This window comes from Microbacterium lushaniae (genome assembly GCF_008727775.1).
GTDB lineage: Bacteria > Actinomycetota > Actinomycetes > Actinomycetales > Microbacteriaceae > Microbacterium > Microbacterium lushaniae.
This window is the reverse complement of sequence record NZ_CP044232.1, coordinates 2258531-2278398: the sequence shown is the minus strand read 5'-3', so window position 1 is coordinate 2278398 and position 19868 is coordinate 2258531. Positions and strand designations below refer to the sequence as shown.

Annotated in this window: 14 protein-coding genes; 6 read left to right on the top strand and 8 right to left on the bottom strand. The window is 72.3% G+C overall.

The window, feature by feature from the left end; genetic code table 11:
• Positions 1 to 4 precede the first annotated feature (4 nt).
• From F6J85_RS10875 to F6J85_RS10865, 3 genes are all read left to right on the top strand, one after another.
• Entirely contained in the window at positions 5 to 3280 is a 3276-nt protein-coding gene (locus F6J85_RS10875) for an ATP-dependent DNA helicase (protein ID WP_150927358.1), read from the top strand.
• 1383 nt (positions 3281 to 4663) lie between these two features.
• On the top strand, positions 4664 to 5569 hold the full coding sequence (gene nudC / locus F6J85_RS10870; protein WP_150924989.1) for an NAD(+) diphosphatase: 906 nt from the start codon (positions 4664 to 4666) through the stop codon (positions 5567 to 5569).
• Complete coding sequence (locus F6J85_RS10865; RefSeq protein WP_150924988.1) at positions 5548 to 7317, top strand: ATP-dependent helicase; 1770 nt, start codon at positions 5548 to 5550, stop codon at positions 7315 to 7317. Before nudC ends, F6J85_RS10865 begins: the two co-directional genes overlap by 22 nt.
• Before the next feature lie 756 nt (positions 7318 to 8073).
• On the opposite strand, the gene F6J85_RS10860 is transcribed toward F6J85_RS10865, so the two are convergent.
• Complete coding sequence (locus F6J85_RS10860) at positions 8074 to 9501, bottom strand: zinc-dependent metalloprotease (RefSeq protein ID WP_150924987.1); 1428 nt, start codon at positions 9499 to 9501, stop codon at positions 8074 to 8076.
• Positions 9502 to 9627: 126 nt separating this feature from the next.
• On the opposite strand from F6J85_RS10860, the gene F6J85_RS10855 reads away from it, so the two are divergent.
• The 3 genes from F6J85_RS10855 to F6J85_RS10845 all read left to right on the top strand — a co-directional run bounded on the left by F6J85_RS10855 (position 9628) and on the right by F6J85_RS10845 (position 14371).
• Positions 9628 to 10749, top strand: coding sequence for a YlbL family protein (locus tag F6J85_RS10855; RefSeq protein WP_150924986.1), 1122 nt, complete (start codon positions 9628 to 9630; stop codon positions 10747 to 10749).
• Between the two features lie 94 nt (positions 10750 to 10843).
• The gene (locus tag F6J85_RS10850; RefSeq protein WP_150924985.1) at positions 10844 to 13762 is read left to right on the top strand and encodes a UPF0182 family membrane protein; all 2919 of its coding nucleotides are present in this window, start codon (positions 10844 to 10846) and stop codon (positions 13760 to 13762) included.
• A 381-nt stretch (positions 13763 to 14143) separates the two neighbouring features.
• Positions 14144 to 14371, top strand: coding sequence for a helix-turn-helix domain-containing protein (locus F6J85_RS10845; RefSeq protein ID WP_150927356.1), 228 nt, complete (start codon positions 14144 to 14146; stop codon positions 14369 to 14371).
• Here F6J85_RS10845 and F6J85_RS10840 read toward each other — a convergent pair.
• From F6J85_RS10840 to idi, 7 genes are read right to left on the bottom strand one after another with little or no spacing between them, the layout of a single operon-like run.
• The gene (locus F6J85_RS10840) at positions 14305 to 15201 is read right to left on the bottom strand and encodes a prenyltransferase (RefSeq protein WP_150924984.1); all 897 of its coding nucleotides are present in this window, start codon (positions 15199 to 15201) and stop codon (positions 14305 to 14307) included. The two genes, F6J85_RS10845 and F6J85_RS10840, sit on opposite strands and share 67 nt — an antisense overlap.
• Positions 15198 to 15506, bottom strand: coding sequence for a lycopene cyclase domain-containing protein (locus F6J85_RS10835; protein WP_150918242.1), 309 nt, complete (start codon positions 15504 to 15506; stop codon positions 15198 to 15200). Before F6J85_RS10835 ends, F6J85_RS10840 begins: the two co-directional genes overlap by 4 nt.
• Complete coding sequence (locus F6J85_RS10830; protein ID WP_150918244.1) at positions 15503 to 15829, bottom strand: lycopene cyclase domain-containing protein; 327 nt, start codon at positions 15827 to 15829, stop codon at positions 15503 to 15505. The genes F6J85_RS10835 and F6J85_RS10830 overlap by 4 nt, the downstream gene beginning before the upstream one ends.
• A 1-nt stretch (position 15830) precedes the next feature.
• Positions 15831 to 17381 carry a phytoene desaturase family protein gene (gene crtI / locus F6J85_RS10825; protein WP_150924983.1) on the bottom strand — a complete coding sequence of 517 codons (1551 nt, stop codon included), beginning with the start codon at positions 17379 to 17381 and terminating at the stop codon, positions 15831 to 15833.
• A complete protein-coding gene (locus F6J85_RS10820; protein ID WP_150924982.1) occupies positions 17378 to 18247 on the bottom strand; it encodes a phytoene/squalene synthase family protein in 870 nt (289 codons plus the stop codon). Before F6J85_RS10820 ends, crtI begins: the two co-directional genes overlap by 4 nt.
• Entirely contained in the window at positions 18244 to 19311 is a 1068-nt protein-coding gene (locus F6J85_RS10815) for a polyprenyl synthetase family protein (RefSeq protein WP_150924981.1), read from the bottom strand. The genes F6J85_RS10820 and F6J85_RS10815 overlap by 4 nt, the downstream gene beginning before the upstream one ends.
• Complete coding sequence (gene idi, locus F6J85_RS10810) at positions 19308 to 19859, bottom strand: isopentenyl-diphosphate Delta-isomerase (RefSeq protein WP_150918252.1); 552 nt, start codon at positions 19857 to 19859, stop codon at positions 19308 to 19310. The genes F6J85_RS10815 and idi overlap by 4 nt, the downstream gene beginning before the upstream one ends.
• Between the last annotated feature and the right edge of the window lie 9 nt (positions 19860 to 19868).

Here is a 19868-nt window from a genome sequence, read left to right as displayed (position 1 = left end):
CGGCATGATCCCGGCCGCGACCATCGCGGCCGCCCTGGGCCAGTTCGCGCCCACACCCGAGCAGGCCGCCGTCATCGAGGCGCCCCTGGAGCCGGCGCTCGTGGTGGCCGGGGCCGGCAGCGGAAAGACCGAGACGATGGCCGGGCGCGTGGTGTGGCTCGTGGCCAACGGCCTGGTCCGCCGCGACGAGGTGCTGGGACTCACCTTCACCCGCAAAGCCGCGGGCGAGCTCGCCGAGCGCATCGCCCGGCGCCTGCACCGGCTGAGCGAGTACGAGCGGCGCGGCCTGCTGCCGCTGCTGCCCGACCTGCACCGCGCGGGGGATCTGGCGCCCCTCATGGGCCTGGGGGAGGGGGCGCGCGCCGACGCCGAGCGCGCCGCGATCCTCGACACCCTCGCGCGCCGCGCCGAGGCCACGCCCGCCCAGGGCGAGGGCGACGAGCTGCTGCACCGCCCCACTGTGGCGACGTACAACAGCTTCGCCGACGCGCTCGTGCGCGAGCACGGCCTGCGCATCGGCCGCGACGCCGAGGCGGCGATCCTGTCCGAATCGGCCGCGTGGCTGCTGATGCGCCGCGTCGTGTTCGCCTCCGACGACCCGCGCCTGGAGCTGCGTCCGGAGGCGCCGCGCACGATCATCGACGCGGCCCTGCGGATCGCGCGCGACGGCGTCGACAACCTCGTCGACCTCGACGCTCTGGCGGCGTTCCCCGCGGCCTTCGCCGATGTGCTGAACCGCCCCTCCACGTCAGCGCGCGTGGGGGTCTACGCCGACGTCACCAAGGCCGTCTCCCGCGTGGAGGCGCTCGGCCTGCTCGCCGAGCTCGCGCGCGAATACGCACGGGAGAAGGAGCGGCTGGGGGTCATGGACTTCGCCGACCAGGTCGCGGGGGCGCTGCAGATCGTCCGCGGTCATCCGGCCGTCGTCGACGAGGTGCGCGGGCGTTACCGCGTCGTTCTCCTGGACGAATACCAGGACACCTCGGTGGTGCAGACCGACCTCCTCTCGGCACTGTTCGCCGGCACCGGCGTGATGGCCGTGGGCGATCCGCACCAGGCCATCTACGCCTGGCGCGGTGCCAGCGCCGGCAACCTCGCCGGCTTCCCGGCAGCCTTCGGAGGCGATTGCCTGCGCTTCTCGCTGCTGACCAGCTGGCGCAACAGCGCTCGCGTCCTGACGGCGGCCAACGCGGTGCTCCAGCCGCTCGCCCGCGGCGCCGCCGTGGAGGTGGAAGAACTCCGTGCGCGGCCCGGCGCCCCCGAGGGGGAGATCACCGCGGTGTTCGAGCGCGACCTCGACGCCGAGGCCGACCGCGTGGCGGCGTGGTTCGCCGGTGTCCGCGCGGCGCGCGCGGCGGATGGTCTGCCCACCACGGGCGCGGTGCTGTTCCGCAGCAAGAAGCACATGGTGCGCTTCGGCGACGCGCTCGGGCGCCGTGGCATCCCGCACCGCATCCTGGGGCTGGGCGGGCTCCTCACCACTCCCGAGGTCGTGGATGTGGTGGCCGCGCTGCGGGTGCTGAGCGACCCCGACGCGGGGTCGTCGCTCCTGCGGCTGCTGTCGGGCCCGCGCTGGGCGGTGGGCCTGGCTGACCTCCGGCGTCTCGCCCTGCTGGCGCGACGTCTGGCCACCTCCGACGCCGCACTGCAGCCGCTGGATGCCGCCGTGACCGAACGCCTGCGCTCGATCCCGGGCGCCGATCGCGCCTCCCTCGTGGACGCACTCGACTTCGTCGCGCGCCAGAGAGACGACCACGGGTGGCTCGCCGAGTTCACCCCCGCCGCGCGGGAGCGCCTCCGGGAGGCCGGTGCGGTGTTCGCGGGTCTGCGACGGGCGATCGGCGCGCCGATCCCCGAGCTCGTCCGCCTCATCGAACTCGAGCTGCGCCTGGACATCGAGCTCGCCGCGAACGAGACGCGCGGTCCGGCTCGCATCGCCTCGGCCCAGCTGCGCGCGTTCGTGGACGAGATCTCCGGCTTCCTCGCCGCCGACGAGTCCGGCTCCGTGCCGAACCTGCTGGCGTGGCTGGACCACGCCGAGAAGCTCGACGAGTTCGCCCCGCGCACCGAACCGCCCGAGGACGATGTCGTCCAGCTGCTCACGATCCACGGCTCGAAGGGGCTGGAATGGGACGCCGTCGCGGTGGTGCGGCTGGTCACCGATGAGCTTCCGTCGCTGCCGCGTGACACCGCGGGATGGCTGGGCTTCGGGGTGCTCCCCACCGCCTTCCGCGGTGATGCGCCGTGGCTGCCCGAGCTGGCGTGGCGCTCGGCGGCCACGCAGCAGGAGCTCAAGGCGGCGATCGACGACTATGTGGCAGCCAACCGCGCGCGGCAGCTGAACGAGGACCGGCGCCTGGCGTACGTGGCGATCACGCGCGCCCGCGACCACCTCCTGCTGACCGGATCCAGCTGGTCGGGGACCAAACGTCCCCGTGCGCGCAGCCCGTTCCTCACCGAGGTGGTGGCGGCGCTCGGGATGGAGCTGCCCGAGGACGACCCTGGCGACAACCCGTACGGCGATGAGCGGCGACTGCTGCACTGGCCGATGGATCCGCTCGGGGTGCGTCGGCCCGCCGTCTCCGCGGCTGCCGCAGAGGTGGAACGCGCTCGGCGGGAAGCCCTTCCGGAGCCCGACGAGGAGGCCCGATTGCTTCTGGCCGAGCGGGCGGAGCGCATGCGGCCTCTGCAGCGCGCCGCGCCGGTGCGCATCCCGGCATCCCGCTACAAGGACTACGTCGCCGACTACGCCGGCGCCGTCGAGGCGCTGGACCGGCCCATGCCCGAGCGCCCCTACCGGCAGACACGGCTGGGCACGCTGTTCCACGCGTGGGTCGAGCGGCGCTCAGGCCTGGTGGGCGCGGGCGGCGGCCTGGACGACGCGCTGTGGGACGACGGACTGTGGGATGACGACGTGTCCGACGCGCTCCCCGCCGACGCGGCCGACCTGGCCGTCCTGCAGGAGAACTTCGAGCGGTCGGAGTGGGCGCCGCTGCGACCGCTGGAGGTGGAGACCGAGATCGACTACGTCGCGACCGACCTCGACGGCCGCCCGCACATCGTGATCTGCAAGCTCGACGCCGTGTACCGCCGGGGAGAGCGCATCGAGATCGTCGACTGGAAGACCGGGCGTCCGCCGGTCACCGAGGCGGAGCGACGCGAGCGGATGCTGCAGCTCGAGCTGTACCGCGAGGCATACGCGCAGCGGCACGGGGTGGCTCGAGACCGGATCGACGTGGCGCTGTTCTACGTCGCGGACGGACTCATCCTCCGGAACTGAGACGCGTCGAGCCGTCACGTCCCCACCACCGCAGCGCCGCGCGCGTCGCGCGGGCCGCTTCCTCCTCGAGCGGGCCGTCGTGATCGGCGGCCTCGGCTTCCGCAGGGGCGTCGGTGCCGGCGGGAGCCTGCACGTCGTCGTCTGCGCGGTCGTGCGCCCACCCGGTGATGTCGATGGGGGCCGTCGCCGTCTCCTCCGGGTGGCGCAGGCCGTCCAACCCGAAGTCGGGGCGGGCTTGGCGTCGGTGCGGTCGCGTTCGGTGGCGATGAACAGCGAGAGCATCTCGGGGTCGTACGTGTCGGTCTGCATCGACGTGTCCGCCGCTGCGGTGCCCGGCTCGGGCATGCGCTCCACGAACGCCATGGCGCTCTCCAGATCGACCGGCGCATCCGGCACGATCCGATCCCCGCGCACGCCGTCGGCGAGGGCGTCCAGGAGGGCGACGGCGTCGGCGATGACCGTGTCGTCGCCGGTGTCGACGCCGTGCACGAGCCAGCGGGCGAACTCCAGCTCGGCGTACAGCCGGGCGCGTTCGCGCAGGAGCGCGTCGGGGGCCCGCGCGGCGTCGGCGGTGTACCCGTCCATGACGGCGTCCGCGGCCTCGGGCGCCGACGCGAGCCACCGCAGGTCGGTCGCGGGGTCGCCCACGCTCAGACCCGCCCACTCGAGTGCACCCACGACGCGGACGCCGTCGCCGTCGTCGGAGAGCAGGAAGGTGGACGATGTGGCCCCGCCGAGCACGACGGCCGACTCGAACCGCCACAGGTCATCGGCTTCGACCGCCCTGCGCCAGCGTTCGGCGAGCACGTCGGGGGCCCGATGCGTCGCCTCGACGCGGTCCAGGAGCCGCACCACGTCGTCGCGAACCTGCGCGGGAGTGCGCACCGGCAGGCCGTCGGTCCGCACGATCGAGGGTGGCAGCGCGTGCACGGCGGCCAGAGCGGCGCCGACGGCCGTGGCGATGCCCGGCCCCTTCGGCAGGTGCGCCGGGTCGACGCGGTAGCCGGGAAGGAAGTCCACGACCAGGACCCGGGCCGCTCCCGATCCGGATTCGCCGAGCACCTCCGGCGCGCGGAAGGGCAGCAGTGCGCGCACGCCGGGGGTGAGGGCGATCAGCGCGCGGGACTCGGCGGCCAGGTCGGCGGCGGAGTCCTCGCCGGCGGGCATGCGCACGACCGCTTCCCGGCCGTCCTCGAAGCGAACGAACGCGGCGTCGAAACGGCCCGCCGCGTGCTCCGTGAGGGGACCGGCTCCCACCACGGCGATGCGCGGCAGGGCCGCCGTCGCCGACGCGGCTAGAGTGAGTGGTGAGCGTGCCATGCGCCCAGGGTAGGCCGGGCCCGCCGCCCCGACCCCGCGCCACGCCTGTGAGAGAGGTACTCGATGACGGTTCCCGTCACGTCTTCTCCGCGTTTCGGTCCGGTCGACAGATCGCCCACCGAACGCATGACGGACGACCTGATCGCCCAGGCGCAGGCCGATCCGCGGACGATGGTGCTCGTCGTGCGCGGGGATGCCGTCCCGCTCGCGGACGACGGCGGATTGGCCGCCGTCACGGTCGCCGACGTCCCGGAGGACGCCGTGTGGGCGTTCCTGGGTCGCCGGCCCGACGGCGCTGCGGTGCTCGCCGCCGCGTTCCCGCCCGATCGCGACGAGCCGGTCGCCGCTCCCGGCGGCTGGGGCGCGCTCCGGGCGATCGGCGGCGACCTCCCCGCCGACGACACGGCCGTGCTGATGCCCGCGGTCGCGCTCGGGCGATGGCTCGTGGATGCGCCGTTCTGCCCCGCGTGCGGAACGCGCACCGACCTCCGGCACGCAGGCTGGGCCAGGCACTGCCCGCAGTGCGGGCGCGAGCACTTCCCCCGCACCGACCCGGCCGTCATCGTCGCCGTCACGCGGGCCGATGACCCCGACCTGCTGCTGCTGGGCTCCAACGCGCTGTGGGGCGCCGACCGCTACTCGTGCTTCGCGGGCTTCGCCGAGGCGGGCGAGTCCCTCGAGGACGCCGTCGTGCGGGAGGTGCGCGAGGAGGCCGGCGTCACCGTCGGAGACCTCCGGTACCGCGGCTCCCAGGGGTGGCCGTACCCGCGCTCGCTGATGCTCGGCTTCACGGCCGCGGCCACCGCCCCCGAGGTCGCTCGGGCTGACGGTGAGGAGATCGTCGCGGTGCGGTGGTTCACGCGGACCGAGATCGGCGACGCGCTGGCCGGCCGCAGCGCCCTCCAGCTGCCGGGCCCCGCCTCCATCGCGTCCCGCCTCATCCGTGAATGGCACGACGACCGACCGTGAGCGCACTGGACAACCTCGACGATCATCAGCGGGCCGCCGCATCCGCCCTCCGCGGCCCGGTGTGCGTGCTCGCCGGAGCAGGCACCGGCAAGACGCGCGTCATCACGCACCGCATCGCCCACGGGGTGGACACCGGGGCGTACTCGCCCGGGCGGGTGATGGCGGTGACCTTCACCGCGAAGGCTGCCGGGGAGATGCGCGGGCGGCTGCGGGCGCTGGGGATCGACGGCGTGGCGGCCCGCACGTTCCACGCCGCGGCTCTGGCGCAGCTGAACTACTTCTGGCCCTCCCTCACCGGCGACGGGGCGCCGGCCCTGGTGAGCAACAAGGTCAAGCTCCTGGCGCACGCGGCGGACGGGATCGGGCTCTCGCCCGACACCCCCACCCTGCGTGACGTGGCGAGCGCCATCGAATGGCGCAAGATCACGATGCGCAGCGTCGACGCCTTCGTGGCCGCACGACCCTCCGGAATCGGGCGCCTGGACGTGCAGCAGGTGGCCGACCTGCAGCGCGCGTACGAGAAGCTCAAGGACGAGCGGCGTCAGATGGACTTCGAGGACGTGCTGCTCACGTGCGCGGGGATGCTGGAGGCCGAACCGCGCGTCACGCAGGAGGTGCGCGAGCAGTACCGCCACTTCACCGTCGACGAGTTCCAGGATGTCTCGCCCCTGCAGTACCGTCTGCTGCAGCTGTGGCTGGGCGACCGGCGCGACCTGTGCGTCGTGGGCGATGCCAGCCAGACGATCTACTCGTTCGCCGGCGCCGACGCGCGGTATCTGCTCGATTTCCCCCGCACGCACGAAGACGCCCAGCTGTTCCGGCTGGAGACGAACTACCGGTCGGCCGCGCCCGTGCTCGAGGTGGCCAACGCCCTCATGCGGGGTCGCCCCGGCGCGCTCGAACTCGTGCCCGCCCGCCCCGGCGGCGCCGCGCCCACGCCGGTGGTCCGCGCGTTCGAGGACGACGAGGCGGAGGCCGCGGCCGTGGCACGCTCGATCGCCGACGCGATCGCCGGCGGCGTCGAACCCTCCGCGATCGCGGTGCTGTACCGCTCGCACGCGCAGTCCGCGGCCCTCCTCGCCGCCCTGGCCGCAGCGGGCGTTGCCACCACTGTGCTCGGCGGCCGGCGCTTCTTCGATCAGCCCGAGGTGCGCCAGGCGGTCCTCGCCCTGCGGGCCGCCTCGGTCGCACCCATCGAAACCGACTTCGTCACCACGGTGCGCGACGTGCTGCGCTCGCTCGGACTCACGGATGAGCCGCCGCCGGCCGGCGGCGCACTGCGGGACTCATGGGAGGCGCGGGCGGCGATCCTGCGACTGGCCGAGAACGCCGAACCCGGAACCAGCCTGCGCGCCTTCACCGACGGTCTGGTCGCACGTGCGAAGGATCAGCACGAGCCCACGACACGGACGGTCACCCTCGCCACGCTGCATGCGGCGAAGGGCCTGGAGTGGGACCACGTGCATCTGGTGGGCCTGAGCGAAGGGCTGCTGCCGATCTCCTACGCCACCTCCTTCGAGGACATCGACGAAGAACGCCGTCTCGCCTACGTCGGCATCACGCGGGCCGGGCGAACCCTGTCGGTGAGCTGGTCGCGCGGGCGCGGGCGGATGGCGCGTAATCCGTCGCGGTTCCTGCAAGAGATCGGCACGCGCAGTCTTCGTGCGGCGGATGCACCCGCCACACGCGGTTCGGTGCGTCCGCGCGCAGACGTACGGAGCGCGCGGGAGTCGCCGTCGGGATGGTGACCAGCTGCGCCGCCACGCGTGCCGCCTCCACCGCCAGATCGGCGTCGACGGTGCACGTGCGGCCCATGAGCTGACTGGCCACGACCGGCCACGCCGGGTCGGCGTCGCGGGCGTGCGCTGCATCGCAGGCCAGGCACGCGGTGATCCCGGGCTCGATGACGGGGCCGACGACGGCGCCGGCGCCGTCGAACACCAGCGGGGCATGGCGGGTGTCTGCGGAGACGAGGGCGGCCGCCCGGCGCGGCTCGACCAGGTGCGCAGCCAGCACCACGGCGGTCCATCCCGGGGGCACGTCCGTGGTGGCGAACGGCGACCAGCGGGCCTCGCGCACGTGCGCGCCCGTGCGTGCCAGCGCGCCGGCCACCGCCGCCCTGAGGCCGGGGTCGGACTCGTCGGTGGTCTGCAGCACGATCCGCGCTGGGGGGCGCGTACGCTCGAGCACCGGCTGCAGTTCCGCGAAGAAAGCCTCGGCCTCGGCCGGACGGATCCGCCGCGTCTTCAGCAGCCCCGGGAGGGCGGAATCGGGGATGCCACGGGCCAGATCCGCCAGCAGCACCTCCTCCCACGGCTGCGGTTCCTCCAGCCGCGCGACGTCGTCGACGCCGAACTGCACGGTGGTGGCATCCCGCCACAGCGGGGGATGAGCGGGGTTCAAGCGCAGCATCCCCCGATTGTGCTCGTCGCCCCCTGCCCGCGCGTCGTGCTGTCCACACCCGTCCGCGGACTGCGGACGGGTGGGCGCCTGGGGAGGAGAGGTCAGACGGGGCGGGGGCCCTCCGGACCCGGCTCGTCCGCGCCGCCGTCGCCGGGGTCGGCGCCGTCGGCATCGGGGGAGGCGGCGCCATCGGAAGCGCCGCTCTCCGCCTCCTCGGCGAGCAGCCGGGCGAGGGCGTCGTCGAGTTCATCGTGCTGTGGCGCCTCGCCGCGGGCCTGCGCCGACACCCGGGCGACCAGTGCCGCCGGGTCGTCGATGTCGTCGGCGCCGGGCATGAGGTCGGGGTAGTCCCACAGGGCATCGCGGCCGGCCGAGCCCACGGCGTCGGTCACGGCACGCCACATCGCCGCCGCCTCCCGCATGCGCCGGGGGCGCAGCTCGAGGCCGACGAGCGATCCCAGCGCCTGCTCTGCGGGCCCGCCCACGGCGCGGCGGCGGCGCACGGCCTCCGCGATCCGGTCGGCTGAGGGAAGCCGCGTCGTGGCCTCGGCGGTGACGACATCCACCCAGCCCTCGATCGTCGCGAGGAGATTCTCGAGCCTGGTCAGGGCGGCGGTCTGCTCCTCGGAGCGCGCGGGCAGCAGCGCGCCGCTCTCCAGCGCGCGGCGCAGTTCCTCGGGCTCGGACGGGTCGAAGCGGCCGGCCAGATCCTCCAGCGCGTCGGTGTCGACGTGGATGCCGGCGGCGAAGTCGCGCACCTGCGAGATGACGTGCAGGCGCAGCCACCGGGCGTGGCGGAACAGCCGAGCGTGTGCCAGCTCGCGCGTGGCGAGGTAGAGGGCCAGCTGATCGTCGGGGATCTCCAGATCCCGGCCGAAATCGGCGAAGTTCTGCGGCAGGATCGCGGCGTCTCCGTCGGGCATGACCGGGATGCCCACGTCACCGCCGCTGACCACCTCGGTGGAGAGGCGTCCCACGACGTGGCCGAGCTGGGTTGCGAAGAGCGATCCGCCCACCGTGCGCATGAGGCGCCCGGCGCCGGCGATGAGATCCTGCATGTCGTCGGGGGCCTGCGAGCCCAGCGCGCTCGTCAGTGCGTCGGCGATGCTCGTGGCCACCGGCTCGGCGAGTTCCTGCCACACCGGAAGGGTCTCCTCCACCCACGCACCGCGCGTGATGACCCGTGGCGGGGTGGGGAGTTCGGAGATCGTCGTCGCCTCGCTGAGCCACAGGGCGGCGAGGGAGAAGGCGGCGTCGAGGTCGGTGCGCTGACCCGAGGTGATGGCCAGGCTGCTCTGATTCGCGATGTGCAGCGCCTGCCGCTTGGCCAGATCCCAGGAGATGCCCTCGTCGCCGGAGGCGAACGCGCCCTGCAGATGACGCATCATGGTCTGCATCGTCGCGGGATCGATGGGCATCCCCGACAGCCGGGACAGCTGCTCCGGGTCGATCGCCCCGCCCTCGCCGGCCAAGAGCTTGCGCAGAAGCTCCTGAAACTCCTCCTCGGGACTGCGGTCGTCGTCCGCCACTTCAGCCGCCTTTCAGCCGGGTCTACTCCTGGCGCTCTACGCTAGTCGCACGCATCACTCGCACTCCCCGGCTGCCCCTCGCTTCCTTACGCCGGTCGCGAACGACCAGGCGAAGGAAGGTTCCCCGTGGCGCTGTTCGACCAGGACACCACGATCGTGCCGCCCGCGCGCCCCCGGTTCAGCCGAGGCACCGTCACGGGGCTGTGGGCACTGGTCATCGCCCTGGTCGTGCTCCTGGTGATCACCTTCCTGCCCACCGCCTACGTCATCCAGCAGCCCGGCCCCGTCTACAACACCCTGGGCACGGTGAAGACCGCCGACGGCGACGAGGTGCCGCTGATCTCCGTCGAGGACGCCGAGACCTATCCGCCGGAAGGGGCGCTGGATCTGCTGACGGTCCAGGTGGTCGGCAACCCCGAGCGCCGCCCGTCCTGGTTCGAGCTCGCCGTGGCGTGGTTCGATCCGTCCCGTGCGGTGCTGCCCCTGGAGGCGATCTTCCCGCCGGGGCAGACCACCGAGCAGCGCAACGAGCAGAACGCCGCGCTCATGGTCGACTCGCAGCAGGAGGCCGCCGCGGCAGCGCTGTCGGAGCTGGGCTACGAGGTGACCTCTCACATCGCGGTGCACTCGCTCACCGACGACTCCGCCGCCGAGGGCCTCCTGGAACCGGGCGATGTCATCCTCACCGTCGACGGCATCCCCGCCACCGACGCCCAGCAGGTGCGTGACGCCGTCGTGGCCGGCGAGGGAGAACCCGTCACCCTCGTGATCGACCGCGAGGGGCAGCGCCAGGAGGTCTCGGTCACGCCTCGCGAGATCGAGTCCGAGGGTGAGGCGACGTGGCTCATCGGCGTGCAGCTGATGGCGCAGTTCGACCTTCCCGTCGATGTCACCATCCAGCTCGATGATGTCGGCGGACCCAGCGCCGGGATGATGTTCGCGCTCGGGATCATCGATGTGCTGAGCCCGGGAGACCTCACCGGTGGTGAGCGCATAGCCGGCACCGGGACGATCGATGCCGAGGGGGAGGTCGGGCGGATCGGGGGCATCCGGCAGAAGCTGTACGGCGCCCGCGACGCCGGCGCCGAGTATTTCCTGGCACCGGAGGGCAACTGCGACGAGGTGGTCGGCCACATCCCCTCGGGCGTGCAGGTGTTCGCCGTCGCCGATCTGGACGACGCCCTCGACGTGCTCGAGGCGGTCCGGACCGACGGCGACCTGGGCGCGCTGCCCTCCTGCGGCAGCTGAGCCGGCGGCGCGACCCCGTGCCCCGGCCGGGATGCGGTCGCCGGCTGTCCTGACGCACGGCGAACCTGCACAGCCAGCCGCCTAGGATGGAGGGGTGACCACGACCTCGACACCGAAGCCGGCCACTCCCAACCGCTCCCGCCGCATCATCGCGATCAGCCTCGCGATCATCGCGGCACTGGTGGTGGGGTTCTTCGTCTTCGCGAGCCTGTACGCCGACTGGCTGTGGTTCGCGCAGCTCGGATTCACGGGGGTGCTCACGACGCAGTGGATCGCCCGCGTGGTGATGTTCGTGGTGGGCTTCCTCGCCATGGCCGTGCCGGTGTGGGGTGCGATCCAGCTCGCGTACCGTCTGCGGCCGGTCTACGCGCGGCTGAGCTCGCAGCTGGACCGCTACCAGGAGGTCGTGGAGCCGCTGCGGCGCCTGGCGATGTGGGGCATCCCGATCTTCTTCGGCTTCTTCGCCGGATTCGCCGCATCCGCTCAGTGGGAGACCACCTGGCTGTGGTTCAACGGCGTGGCCACCGAGGTCGTCGACCCGCAGTTCGGCCTGGACACCGGGTTCTATCTGTTCGCCCTGCCCTTCTACAGCGCCGCACTCGGGTTCGCCTCCGCCGTCGTCCTGGTCTGCCTCCTGGTCACGGCGCTGGTGTCCTACCTGTACGGCTCGGTGCGCGTGGGGCAGCGGGAGCTGCGGATCTCCAAGTCCGCCCGCATCCAGCTCGCCGTCCTGGCGGGGCTCTACGTGCTGCTGCAGGGCGCCAGCCTGTACCTGGACCGGTACCGCACGCTCGTCGAGGCCGGCGATCGCATCACCGGCCCCGGCTACACCGGTGTGAACGCCACGATCCCCGGGCAGACGATCCTCGCGATCATCGCAGCGCTGGTGGCCGTGCTCTTCTTCGTCACCGCCGTGATCGGCCGCTGGCGCTACCCGCTCATCGCGACGGCCCTCCTGGTCGTCTCGGCCATCGTGCTGGGGGCGGGCTACCCGTGGGTGGTCAACACGTTCCAGGTGCGGCCGAACCAGCTGGCGTTGGAGAGCGAGTTCTACCAGCGCAACATCGACATGACCAAGCAGGCCTACGGCGTCAACGAGCTGGAGAAGCAGAACTTCACCGCTGAGACCACCGCCGAGGCCGGGCAGCTCCGCGAGGATGCCGCCACCACGACCCAGATCCGCATCATGGACCCCGCGATCATCGGGCCCACGGTGCGCCAGCTCGAGCAGTACCGCGCCTACTACCAGTTCCCCGACGTCCTGGACGTCGACCGGTACGACATCGACGGGCAGCCGCAGGACACGATCGTGGCCGTGCGCGAGCTCAACATGGAGCAGCTCTCCGACGCCGCGTCGTGGCAGAACACCACGCTCGTGTACACGCACGGCTACGGCCTGGTGGCGGCAGCCGGCAACGAGCGCACCACCGACGGCGACCCCGTGTTCCTGGAGCAGGCGATCCCCGCCAGCGGATTCCTGACCGAGCGCGGGAATTTCCAGCCGCGCGTGTACTTCGGCGAGTACTCGCCCGAGTACTCCATCGTCGGGGCGCCCGAGGGCACCGACCCCATCGAGCTGGACTACCCGATCGGCAGCGACGGCGACAGCGACACCCGCACGACGTTCGAGGGTGAGGGCGGCCCGAGCGTCGGCAGCATCTTCAACCGCCTGATCTACGCGCTGAAGTTCCAGTCGGAGCAGATCCTCTTCTCCGACTACGTCAACGAGGACTCGCAGATCCTCTACGACCGTGACCCGCGCGAGCGCGTGGCGAAGGTCGCGCCGTACCTGACGCTGGACAGCGACCCGTACCCCACGGTCGTGGACGGCCGCATCAAGTGGGTCATCGACGGGTACACCACGAGCGCGAACTACCCGTACTCCTCGGGGGTCAGCCTGTCGCAGGCGATCGCCGACTCCAACAACGTCGCACCGCGCTACGCGCTGGATGAGATCAACTACATCCGCAACTCCGTCAAGGCGACCGTCGACGCATACGACGGCAGCGTGACCCTGTACGCGTGGGACGACGAGGATCCCGTGCTGCAGTCGTGGCAGAACGTGTACCCGACGACGCTGAAGCCGTACAGCGAGATGTCGGCCGACCTCATGGCGCACGTGCGCTACCCGACCGATCTGTTCAAGGTGCAGCGGGCGATGCTCGGGGTCTACCACGTCGACGACGCGCGCTCGTTCTACCAGCGCGACAACGCGTGGGCGACGCCGGATGACCCGCAGGACGGCGACCGCCTCCAGCCGCCGTACTACCTGACCATGCAGATGCCCGGTCAGGACGTGCCGACGTACTCGATGTTCACGACCTTCATCCCGTCGTCCCAGGGTGCCAGCCGCAACGTGCTCACGGGCTATCTCGCGGTCGACTCCAACGCCGGCGCCGAGGCCGGGGTCAAGGGTGAGGGCTACGGCAAGCTGCGGATGCTGGTCATCGACTCCGCCACGACCGTCCCCGGGCCCGGCCAGGTGCAGAACACCTTCGACTCCGACACCGCGGTCTCGTCGCAGATCAACATCCTGCAGCAGGGCCAGTCCGAAGTGCTCAACGGGAACCTGCTGACCCTCCCCGTCGGCGGCGGTCTGCTCTACGTCCAACCGGTGTTCGTGCAGTCCTCCGGTGGTACGCAGCTGCCCCAGCTGCGGCGCGTCCTGGTGGCCTTCGGCGACCAGATCGCCTTCGAGGACACCCTCAGCGAAGCGCTCGACGTGCTCTTCGGCGGCGATTCCGGTGCCGACACCGGCGACGGCGAAGTCATCCCGACCGAGCCCGACCAGGCTCCCACGGAGCCTGGCGAAGACACCGGCGAGGAGCCGGAGACCCCGTCGGTCCCGGCGGACGAGTACGAGGCAGCGCTCGAGGAGGCCCGCACGGCCCTGACCGAGCGTCAGGCCGCACTGCAGGCCGGCGACTTCGCCGCCTTCGGCGAGGCCGACGCCCGTCTGACCGCCGCCGTCGAGCGTCTGCTCGCCCTCGAGGAGTCGCAGGGCGAGGAGTGAGGTCGCGCTGCTGCAGGTTCTGATCCCTCAGGACCTGCAGCAGCCGCCCGGCCGCACCGCCGTCAGCGTGTTCTACGGTGCCCACCGGGTCAAGTCGGGCACCTCACCGAGAATGGGGTCGGCACCCGACGAGATCGCACACGCGTACCGCTGGTGCTTCCTGGCATTCGCCGGATCCGTGGCGGTCAGCGTCGCGGTGTGGATGCTCCTCGGGTGGCAATTCGGACTCAGTGCCGTCTTCGTCACGACGCTTGCCATGACCTGGGCATACGAGCGGGTCGTGTATCCCCGCGCTGTCCGGCAAGTCCGGGACCGACTGGCGTGAGCTCGCCCCTGACCGACCTGGATGCGGTCATCCACGCCCCGAAGCGGCTCGCGGCGATGGCTATCCTCGCCGCCAGCAATGGCACGGACTTCGCCTTCCTGCGTGACCACCTCCACCTGTCGGATTCAGACTTGTCCAAACAGATGTCAGCGCTGCGTATCGTCGACACCGGCAGGCGCTCGAGGCCCTGCTGCACGACGGCCCCGGGAGCGGCGGCTCAGCCGGGCGTGCGGATGAGTGACCACCAGATGAGCAGCATCGTGGCCCCGAATCCGGCCAGCTGATTCACCCACAGGAAGCGGCGCCATCCGGCCGTCGCCCGCTCCGCCGTCGCATCCGTCACGGTGCGGTAGGGCCACACCACGACGAGGTAGGGCAGCACGAGCAGTGCCGCCAGCGGTCCGGGCCAGGCCGTGACGAGCATCGTCAGGCCCGCCAGCGTGTAGCACGCCATCGCGAACCACACCGTCCACCGCGCGCCCCGCGCCGTGGCGATCGAGGAGATGCCGGCAGATCGGTCGGCGGCCACGTCCTGCACGGCGCCGAACGCGTGCGAGGCGACCCCCCACAGGGCGAACGCCGCGATGATCGCCGCCAGCTGCCACGTCCACGTCGCCCCGGCGAGCACGAGACCGTACACCGCGGGGGAGAAGAAGTGGATGCTGCTGGTGACCGAGTCGGCGAACGGCCGCTCCTTCAGCCGCAGGGGCGGCGCGGAGTAGAACACGACGAAGAACAGACTCGCCGCCAGGACGAGCCACGACAGCGGATCGCCCAGGACCACGAGGACCACGAGGAACGGCAGGCACGACACCGCCGCCGCCCACAGCGTGATCCCGTGCATCCGGCGATCCAGCACCGCCCCGTGCGCGCCGCCCTTGCGGGGATTGCGCAGGTCGGATTCGTAGTCGAAGACGTCGTTGATGCCGTACATCGCAAGGTTGTAGGGCACGAGGAAGAAGATCGTCCCGACGACCAGTGCGACGTCGATGCGCTGCGTCGTCAGGAGATAGGCGGCGGCGAAGGGGTAGGCGGTGTTGATCCAGCTCACCGGCCGCGAGGAGACGAGCAGCTCACGGGTGACGCGCGCCGCCGACAGCGAGGACGCGCTCATGCCGCCGGCTCCGTCCGGCGCAGGAGAGCGAACACGGCGGGCACCCCGAACGCGGCGCACAGCGGGTAGGCGAAGTCCTCCACCGGCGCCAGGCCGATGCGCAGGCCAGACAGGTGCTCGGGCGGGTAGGTGAACAGGTCCAGCGCGATCATGACGTTGTCGAACACCGCTGTCAGCGCGAGGAGCACCACCGCGGCGACCCCCGAAGCCGCCATCCGCGCGGCGAAGCGCGGCCGCCGCGCCGACAGGGCCGTGACGGCGGCGGTCACGATGAGGAACGGCAGCACGAGCAGCGGATACGTCACCGCCGCACCTCCCTGCGCGAGAGCACGCGATCGGCACCGGCCCAGGCGACGAGGGCGAGGTAACACAGGAAGGCCAGGAAGACCGGCTCCTCCAGCGGCAGGTGGGGCGCGAGGTCGACCCCCAGCAGCAGGTCGCTGCCGCCCTTGACGAACACTCCCGTGAGGATGCCTGCGGCGTCCCACACGAGGAGGAAGAGCGTGCCGATGCCCACGGCAGCCAGAGTAGCCGCCGGTGCGCGTGGCCCGATCAGGCGCAGCCTCAGGTCGAGCACCAGGATGCCGGCGGCGGAGAGCAGGATGGCGAGGAGGTAGGCCCCTGGCACGTCACACCGCCGCGCGAGCGGGCTCGGCGACGGGGCCGGGGGAGCTGTCGCCGCGAAGCCGCTTGAGGACGAGCTCGGCGGAGATGAGGCACATGGGCAGGCCGATGCCCGGGAGCGCGGAGGTGCCGGCGTAGTAGAGGTCGCGCACGCGCCGCGAGGCGTTGCGCGGGCGGAAGACGGCGCTCTGGCGCAGCGTGTGGGCCAGGCCGAGCGCGTTGCCGCGCCACGAGTGCAGGTCGTCGGCGAAGTCGCCGGGCGCGATGGTGCGGCGCACGACGACGCGTTCGGCCAGGTCGGGGATGGCGCACCACTGCGCGATCTGGGCGATGACCTCGTCGGCTGCGGCTTCGATCGCCGCGTCGCCCCCGCCGTCCACGCCGCCGCGTCCGAGGCCCGGGTCGGCGGGCACGGGGACGAGCACGAACAGGTTCTCGTGGCCCTCCGGCGCCACCGTGTCATCGGTCGCACTCGGCCGGCACACGTACAGCGACGCCGGTGAGGGGATGCGCGCATCCGGACCGAAGATCGACTCGAAGTTCTCGCGCCACTTCGGTGCGAACAGCAGCGAATGGTGCGCGAGCTGCGGAAGTTCCCCCCGCACGCCCAGCAGCACCAGCAGGGCACCCGGGCTCGGGGTGCGCCGGTCCCACCACTTCTCCGGATACGTGCGGTCGGAGGCCTGGGTCAGCAGCTGCGTCTCGGTGTGGTGCAGATCGGCGGTGGAGACCACGACGTCGGCGGGGATGATCTCGCCGCCGCGCAGACGCACGCCGCGGGTCGCACCGTCCAGGACCAGGATCTCCTCGACGGGGGCCTCGGTGCGCACCTCCGCGCCGCGCCCGCGGGCCAGGCGCGCGATCGCGGCGATCACCTCCGTGAAGCCTCCGCGCGGGTAGAGCACGCCGTCGTTCATATCGAGGTGGCTCATGAGGTGGTACAGACTCGGCACGCCGTAGGGCGAACCACCGAGGAAAACCGCGGGGTATTCCAGGATCTGGCGCAGGCGGGGGTCGGTGAACCGGGCCTCGACGTGGTCGGCGAGCGTGCGGGTCAGCAGCGGCAGCAGTTGGGGAAGCCGGCGCAGCAGGGCGGGGTCGCGCAGGCCCGCGGTGGTCGTGTAGGGGTCGTAGAGGAAACGCGTGACCGACAGCCGGTAGGCGTCGGCGGCCGATTCCAGGTACGCGTCCAGCCGTGCGCCGGCTCCCGGCTCGATCGACTCGAACAGGGCGATGGCCTCCGCGCGGCCGGAGACGACATCCAGCGGATCGGTGCCGTGCGGGCCGAACACGCGATACGCCGGACGCAGCGGCACGAGGTCGAGCTGCTCCGCCGCGCTCGTGCCCAGCAGCGCGAAGAAGTGCTCGAACACTTCGGGCATGAGATACCAGCTGGGGCCGGTGTCGAAGCGGAAGCCGTCGCGTTCCCACGACCCCGCACGTCCGCCCACCTCCGCGAGCTCCTCGCAGACGGTGACGTCGTGGCCTTCGCCGGCGAGCAGCGCCGCGGTGGCCAGGCCCGCGATGCCGCCTCCGACGATCACGGTACGGGTCATCGGCGGACCTCCCTCGGGCGTGCCGTCGCCGCCGCCCGCAACGCCAGGGCCGCTTTCACGGCGTCGGGCACGCGGACGCGCCCAGAGGCCGGCGGTGTCCGGCGCAGGCGCCGTGACAGCTCGGCGAACAGGTCGTGGGCGGTGCTGACAGCCCGACGGCAGTCGCGCGGCAGGCGCGGGATCACGGCGGCTGCCGCGGCGAGATCGGCGTCGATGCGGTCGAGCACGGCGACCCGCTGCGCGCCGCCGGTGGCCCCGGCGAGGTAGTCGCGCCCGAGCCGTCCGGCGTCGTCGTCGAGGTCGCGCAGGAAGTTGACGTCCTGGAACGCCGCCCCCAGGCGCCGCGCGCCGTCGACGAGATCGGCGGGGGCGGGGGAGGGGCGCGCCGAGCCGGCATTGAGGAACACCTGCAGGCACATCAGGCCCACGACCTCCGCCGAACCGTACACGTACGCGTCGTGCGACCCGGCGTCGTGCGTCGTGGTGTCGATGTCGGTGCGCATCGACGCGAAGAACGGGGCGACCAGGTCTGCTCCGATGCCGCACTCGCGGGCGGTGCGGGCGAAGGCGTGCACGACGAGGTTCGCACTGAATCCACGGTCGATCGCCTCGAGGGTCTCCCGCTCGAGGCTGTCGAGCACCTCGCGCTCGCCCGCGGGGCTGAGGCCGGCGTCGGCGGCGGGACCGTCGACGACCTCGTCGGCCACCCGCACGAGCGCGTACACGTTGCGCACGTGCGGCCGGGGGCGCGTGCCCAGGAGGCGGCACGCCAGGGCGAACGACGTGGAGTAGCCGGCGATGACGGCGGCGGCGGCATCCCGCGCCGTGCGGTCGTACAACGCGAGACCGGTGGGGGCGCGACTCACGGGACGCGCTCCCGCACGGCCTCGACGAGGTCGAGCAGCATCACGCGCCCGGCCTCGGGCAGCACGGAGCGCTCCACCAGCCCGCACGCCTCGTCGAGGGTCTCCCCGACGAGAAGCTCCATCCGCTGACGCGCACCGGATGCGGCGAGGGCGCGCTGCGCGGCACGCACCGCCACGGGCCCGGTGTGGGCGTGCGCGAGGGCATCACTGACCTCGGGCCAGTGATCGCTCTCGCGGGCGAGGGCGATCAGCGGCGTGCGCTTGGCTTCGCGGAGGTCGCCGCCGGCGTCCTTGCCGGCGAGTTCTGCCGGTCCGAAGGCGCCGATGAGGTCATCCACCAGCTGGTACGCCAGGCCCAGGCGGTGACCGAAGTGGCGCAGCGCGAGGCGCACGTCCGGCCGCGCGCCGGCGAGGACGGCGCCGGCTTCCAGCGGGGCCGAGAACGAATAGACCGCGGTCTTGTTGGCCGTGGCCAGCAGGATCGCCTCGGCGGCGACGACGGAGTCGGACACCACCGCGTTCTCCACGTCGGCCAGCTCGCCGACGGCTGAGATGACCACGGCGTCCTCCACGAGGGCCAGCAGGTCGGCCCGCACGTCCGCGGTGACGTCGGCGAGGGCGACGAGGCGGACCGCCTCGTGCAGGAGGAGGTCTCCGGCCAGGATGCCGGCGGCGTCACCGAGCAGCGCCGCGCCCGCGGCATCCGCGCCCCGCACGAGCGCACGCTCACGGAACTCGCCGCCGATGTTCAGGACGCCGCGTCGGTGCGTGTCGTGGTCGATGACGTCGTCGTGCACGACGAACGCGGAGTGCAGCAGCTCGAACGCCGCTGCCACCGCGTACACCGCCGACGGGTCGCGTTGCGCGCCGAGGGTCTCGTAGGTAGCGACGACGAGGGTGGGACGGAAGCGCTTGCCCCCACCGGTGGCGCGCTGGATGGCGGCGCCCAGTGCGTCGGCGGAGCCGTTCATCGGCGTCATGCGGGTGCGCAGGCGCTGCAGCGCCGCGTCGATGGCCGTGTCGATCGCCTCACGCGTGGCCGGGGCCGAGGCGAGGGTGATCATGAGGCCCGGCGCCGTTCACGTGGCGCGCCGAACAGACGCAGCTGCTCGGCCTGCAGCACCAGCCACGGGCTGAACGCCCATGGCGTCGCGCTCAGTGCGGTGGCCAGATCGACGGGGTCGACCCATTCGGCGTCGACGACCTCGAGCGGGTTGAGCTCGGGGTCGTCCGCCGTGCGCGCGGTGTACACGGGGCAGATCTCGTGCTCGACGATGCCGTTGGCGTCGGTGGCGCGGTAGCGGAACAGGGGAAGGGCCAGTTCGATGTCGTCGAGGGTCAGCCCCAGTTCGTGCGACGCGCGACGGCGCACCGCCGAGATCACGGGCTCGGCCGGACGCGGGTGCCCGCAGAACGAGTTGCTCCACACTCCGGGCCACGCGGTCTTGCCCAGCGCACGGCGGGTCACGAGAACCTGCCCGGCGTCGTTGACCACATGGCAGGAGAATGCCAGATGAAGGGCCGTGTCCGTACCGTGCACACTGCTCTTGGGCGCGGTGCCGATCTCGCGACCGTCGTCATCGAGCAGGACGACGTACTCGGTCTCGATCATTGCGCCTCC

Excerpts from the sequence above, each read along its gene's own strand:
- F6J85_RS10875 (WP_150927358.1), top strand. The coding sequence starts at position 5 with ATGATCCCGGCCGCGACCATCGCGGCCGCCCTGGGCCAGTTCGCGCCC.
- nudC (WP_150924989.1), top strand. The coding sequence starts at position 4,664 with ATGACGGTTCCCGTCACGTCTTCTCCGCGTTTCGGTCCGGTCGACAGA.
- F6J85_RS10865 (WP_150924988.1), top strand. The coding sequence starts at position 5,548 with ATGGCACGACGACCGACCGTGAGCGCACTGGACAACCTCGACGATCAT.
- F6J85_RS10845 (WP_150927356.1), top strand. The coding sequence starts at position 14,144 with ATGGCTATCCTCGCCGCCAGCAATGGCACGGACTTCGCCTTCCTGCGT.
- F6J85_RS10840 (WP_150924984.1), bottom strand. The coding sequence starts at position 15,201 with ATGAGCGCGTCCTCGCTGTCGGCGGCGCGCGTCACCCGTGAGCTGCTC.
- crtI (WP_150924983.1), bottom strand. The coding sequence starts at position 17,381 with ATGACCCGTACCGTGATCGTCGGAGGCGGCATCGCGGGCCTGGCCACC.
- F6J85_RS10815 (WP_150924981.1), bottom strand. The coding sequence starts at position 19,311 with ATGATCACCCTCGCCTCGGCCCCGGCCACGCGTGAGGCGATCGACACG.
- idi (WP_150918252.1), bottom strand. The coding sequence starts at position 19,859 with ATGATCGAGACCGAGTACGTCGTCCTGCTCGATGACGACGGTCGCGAG.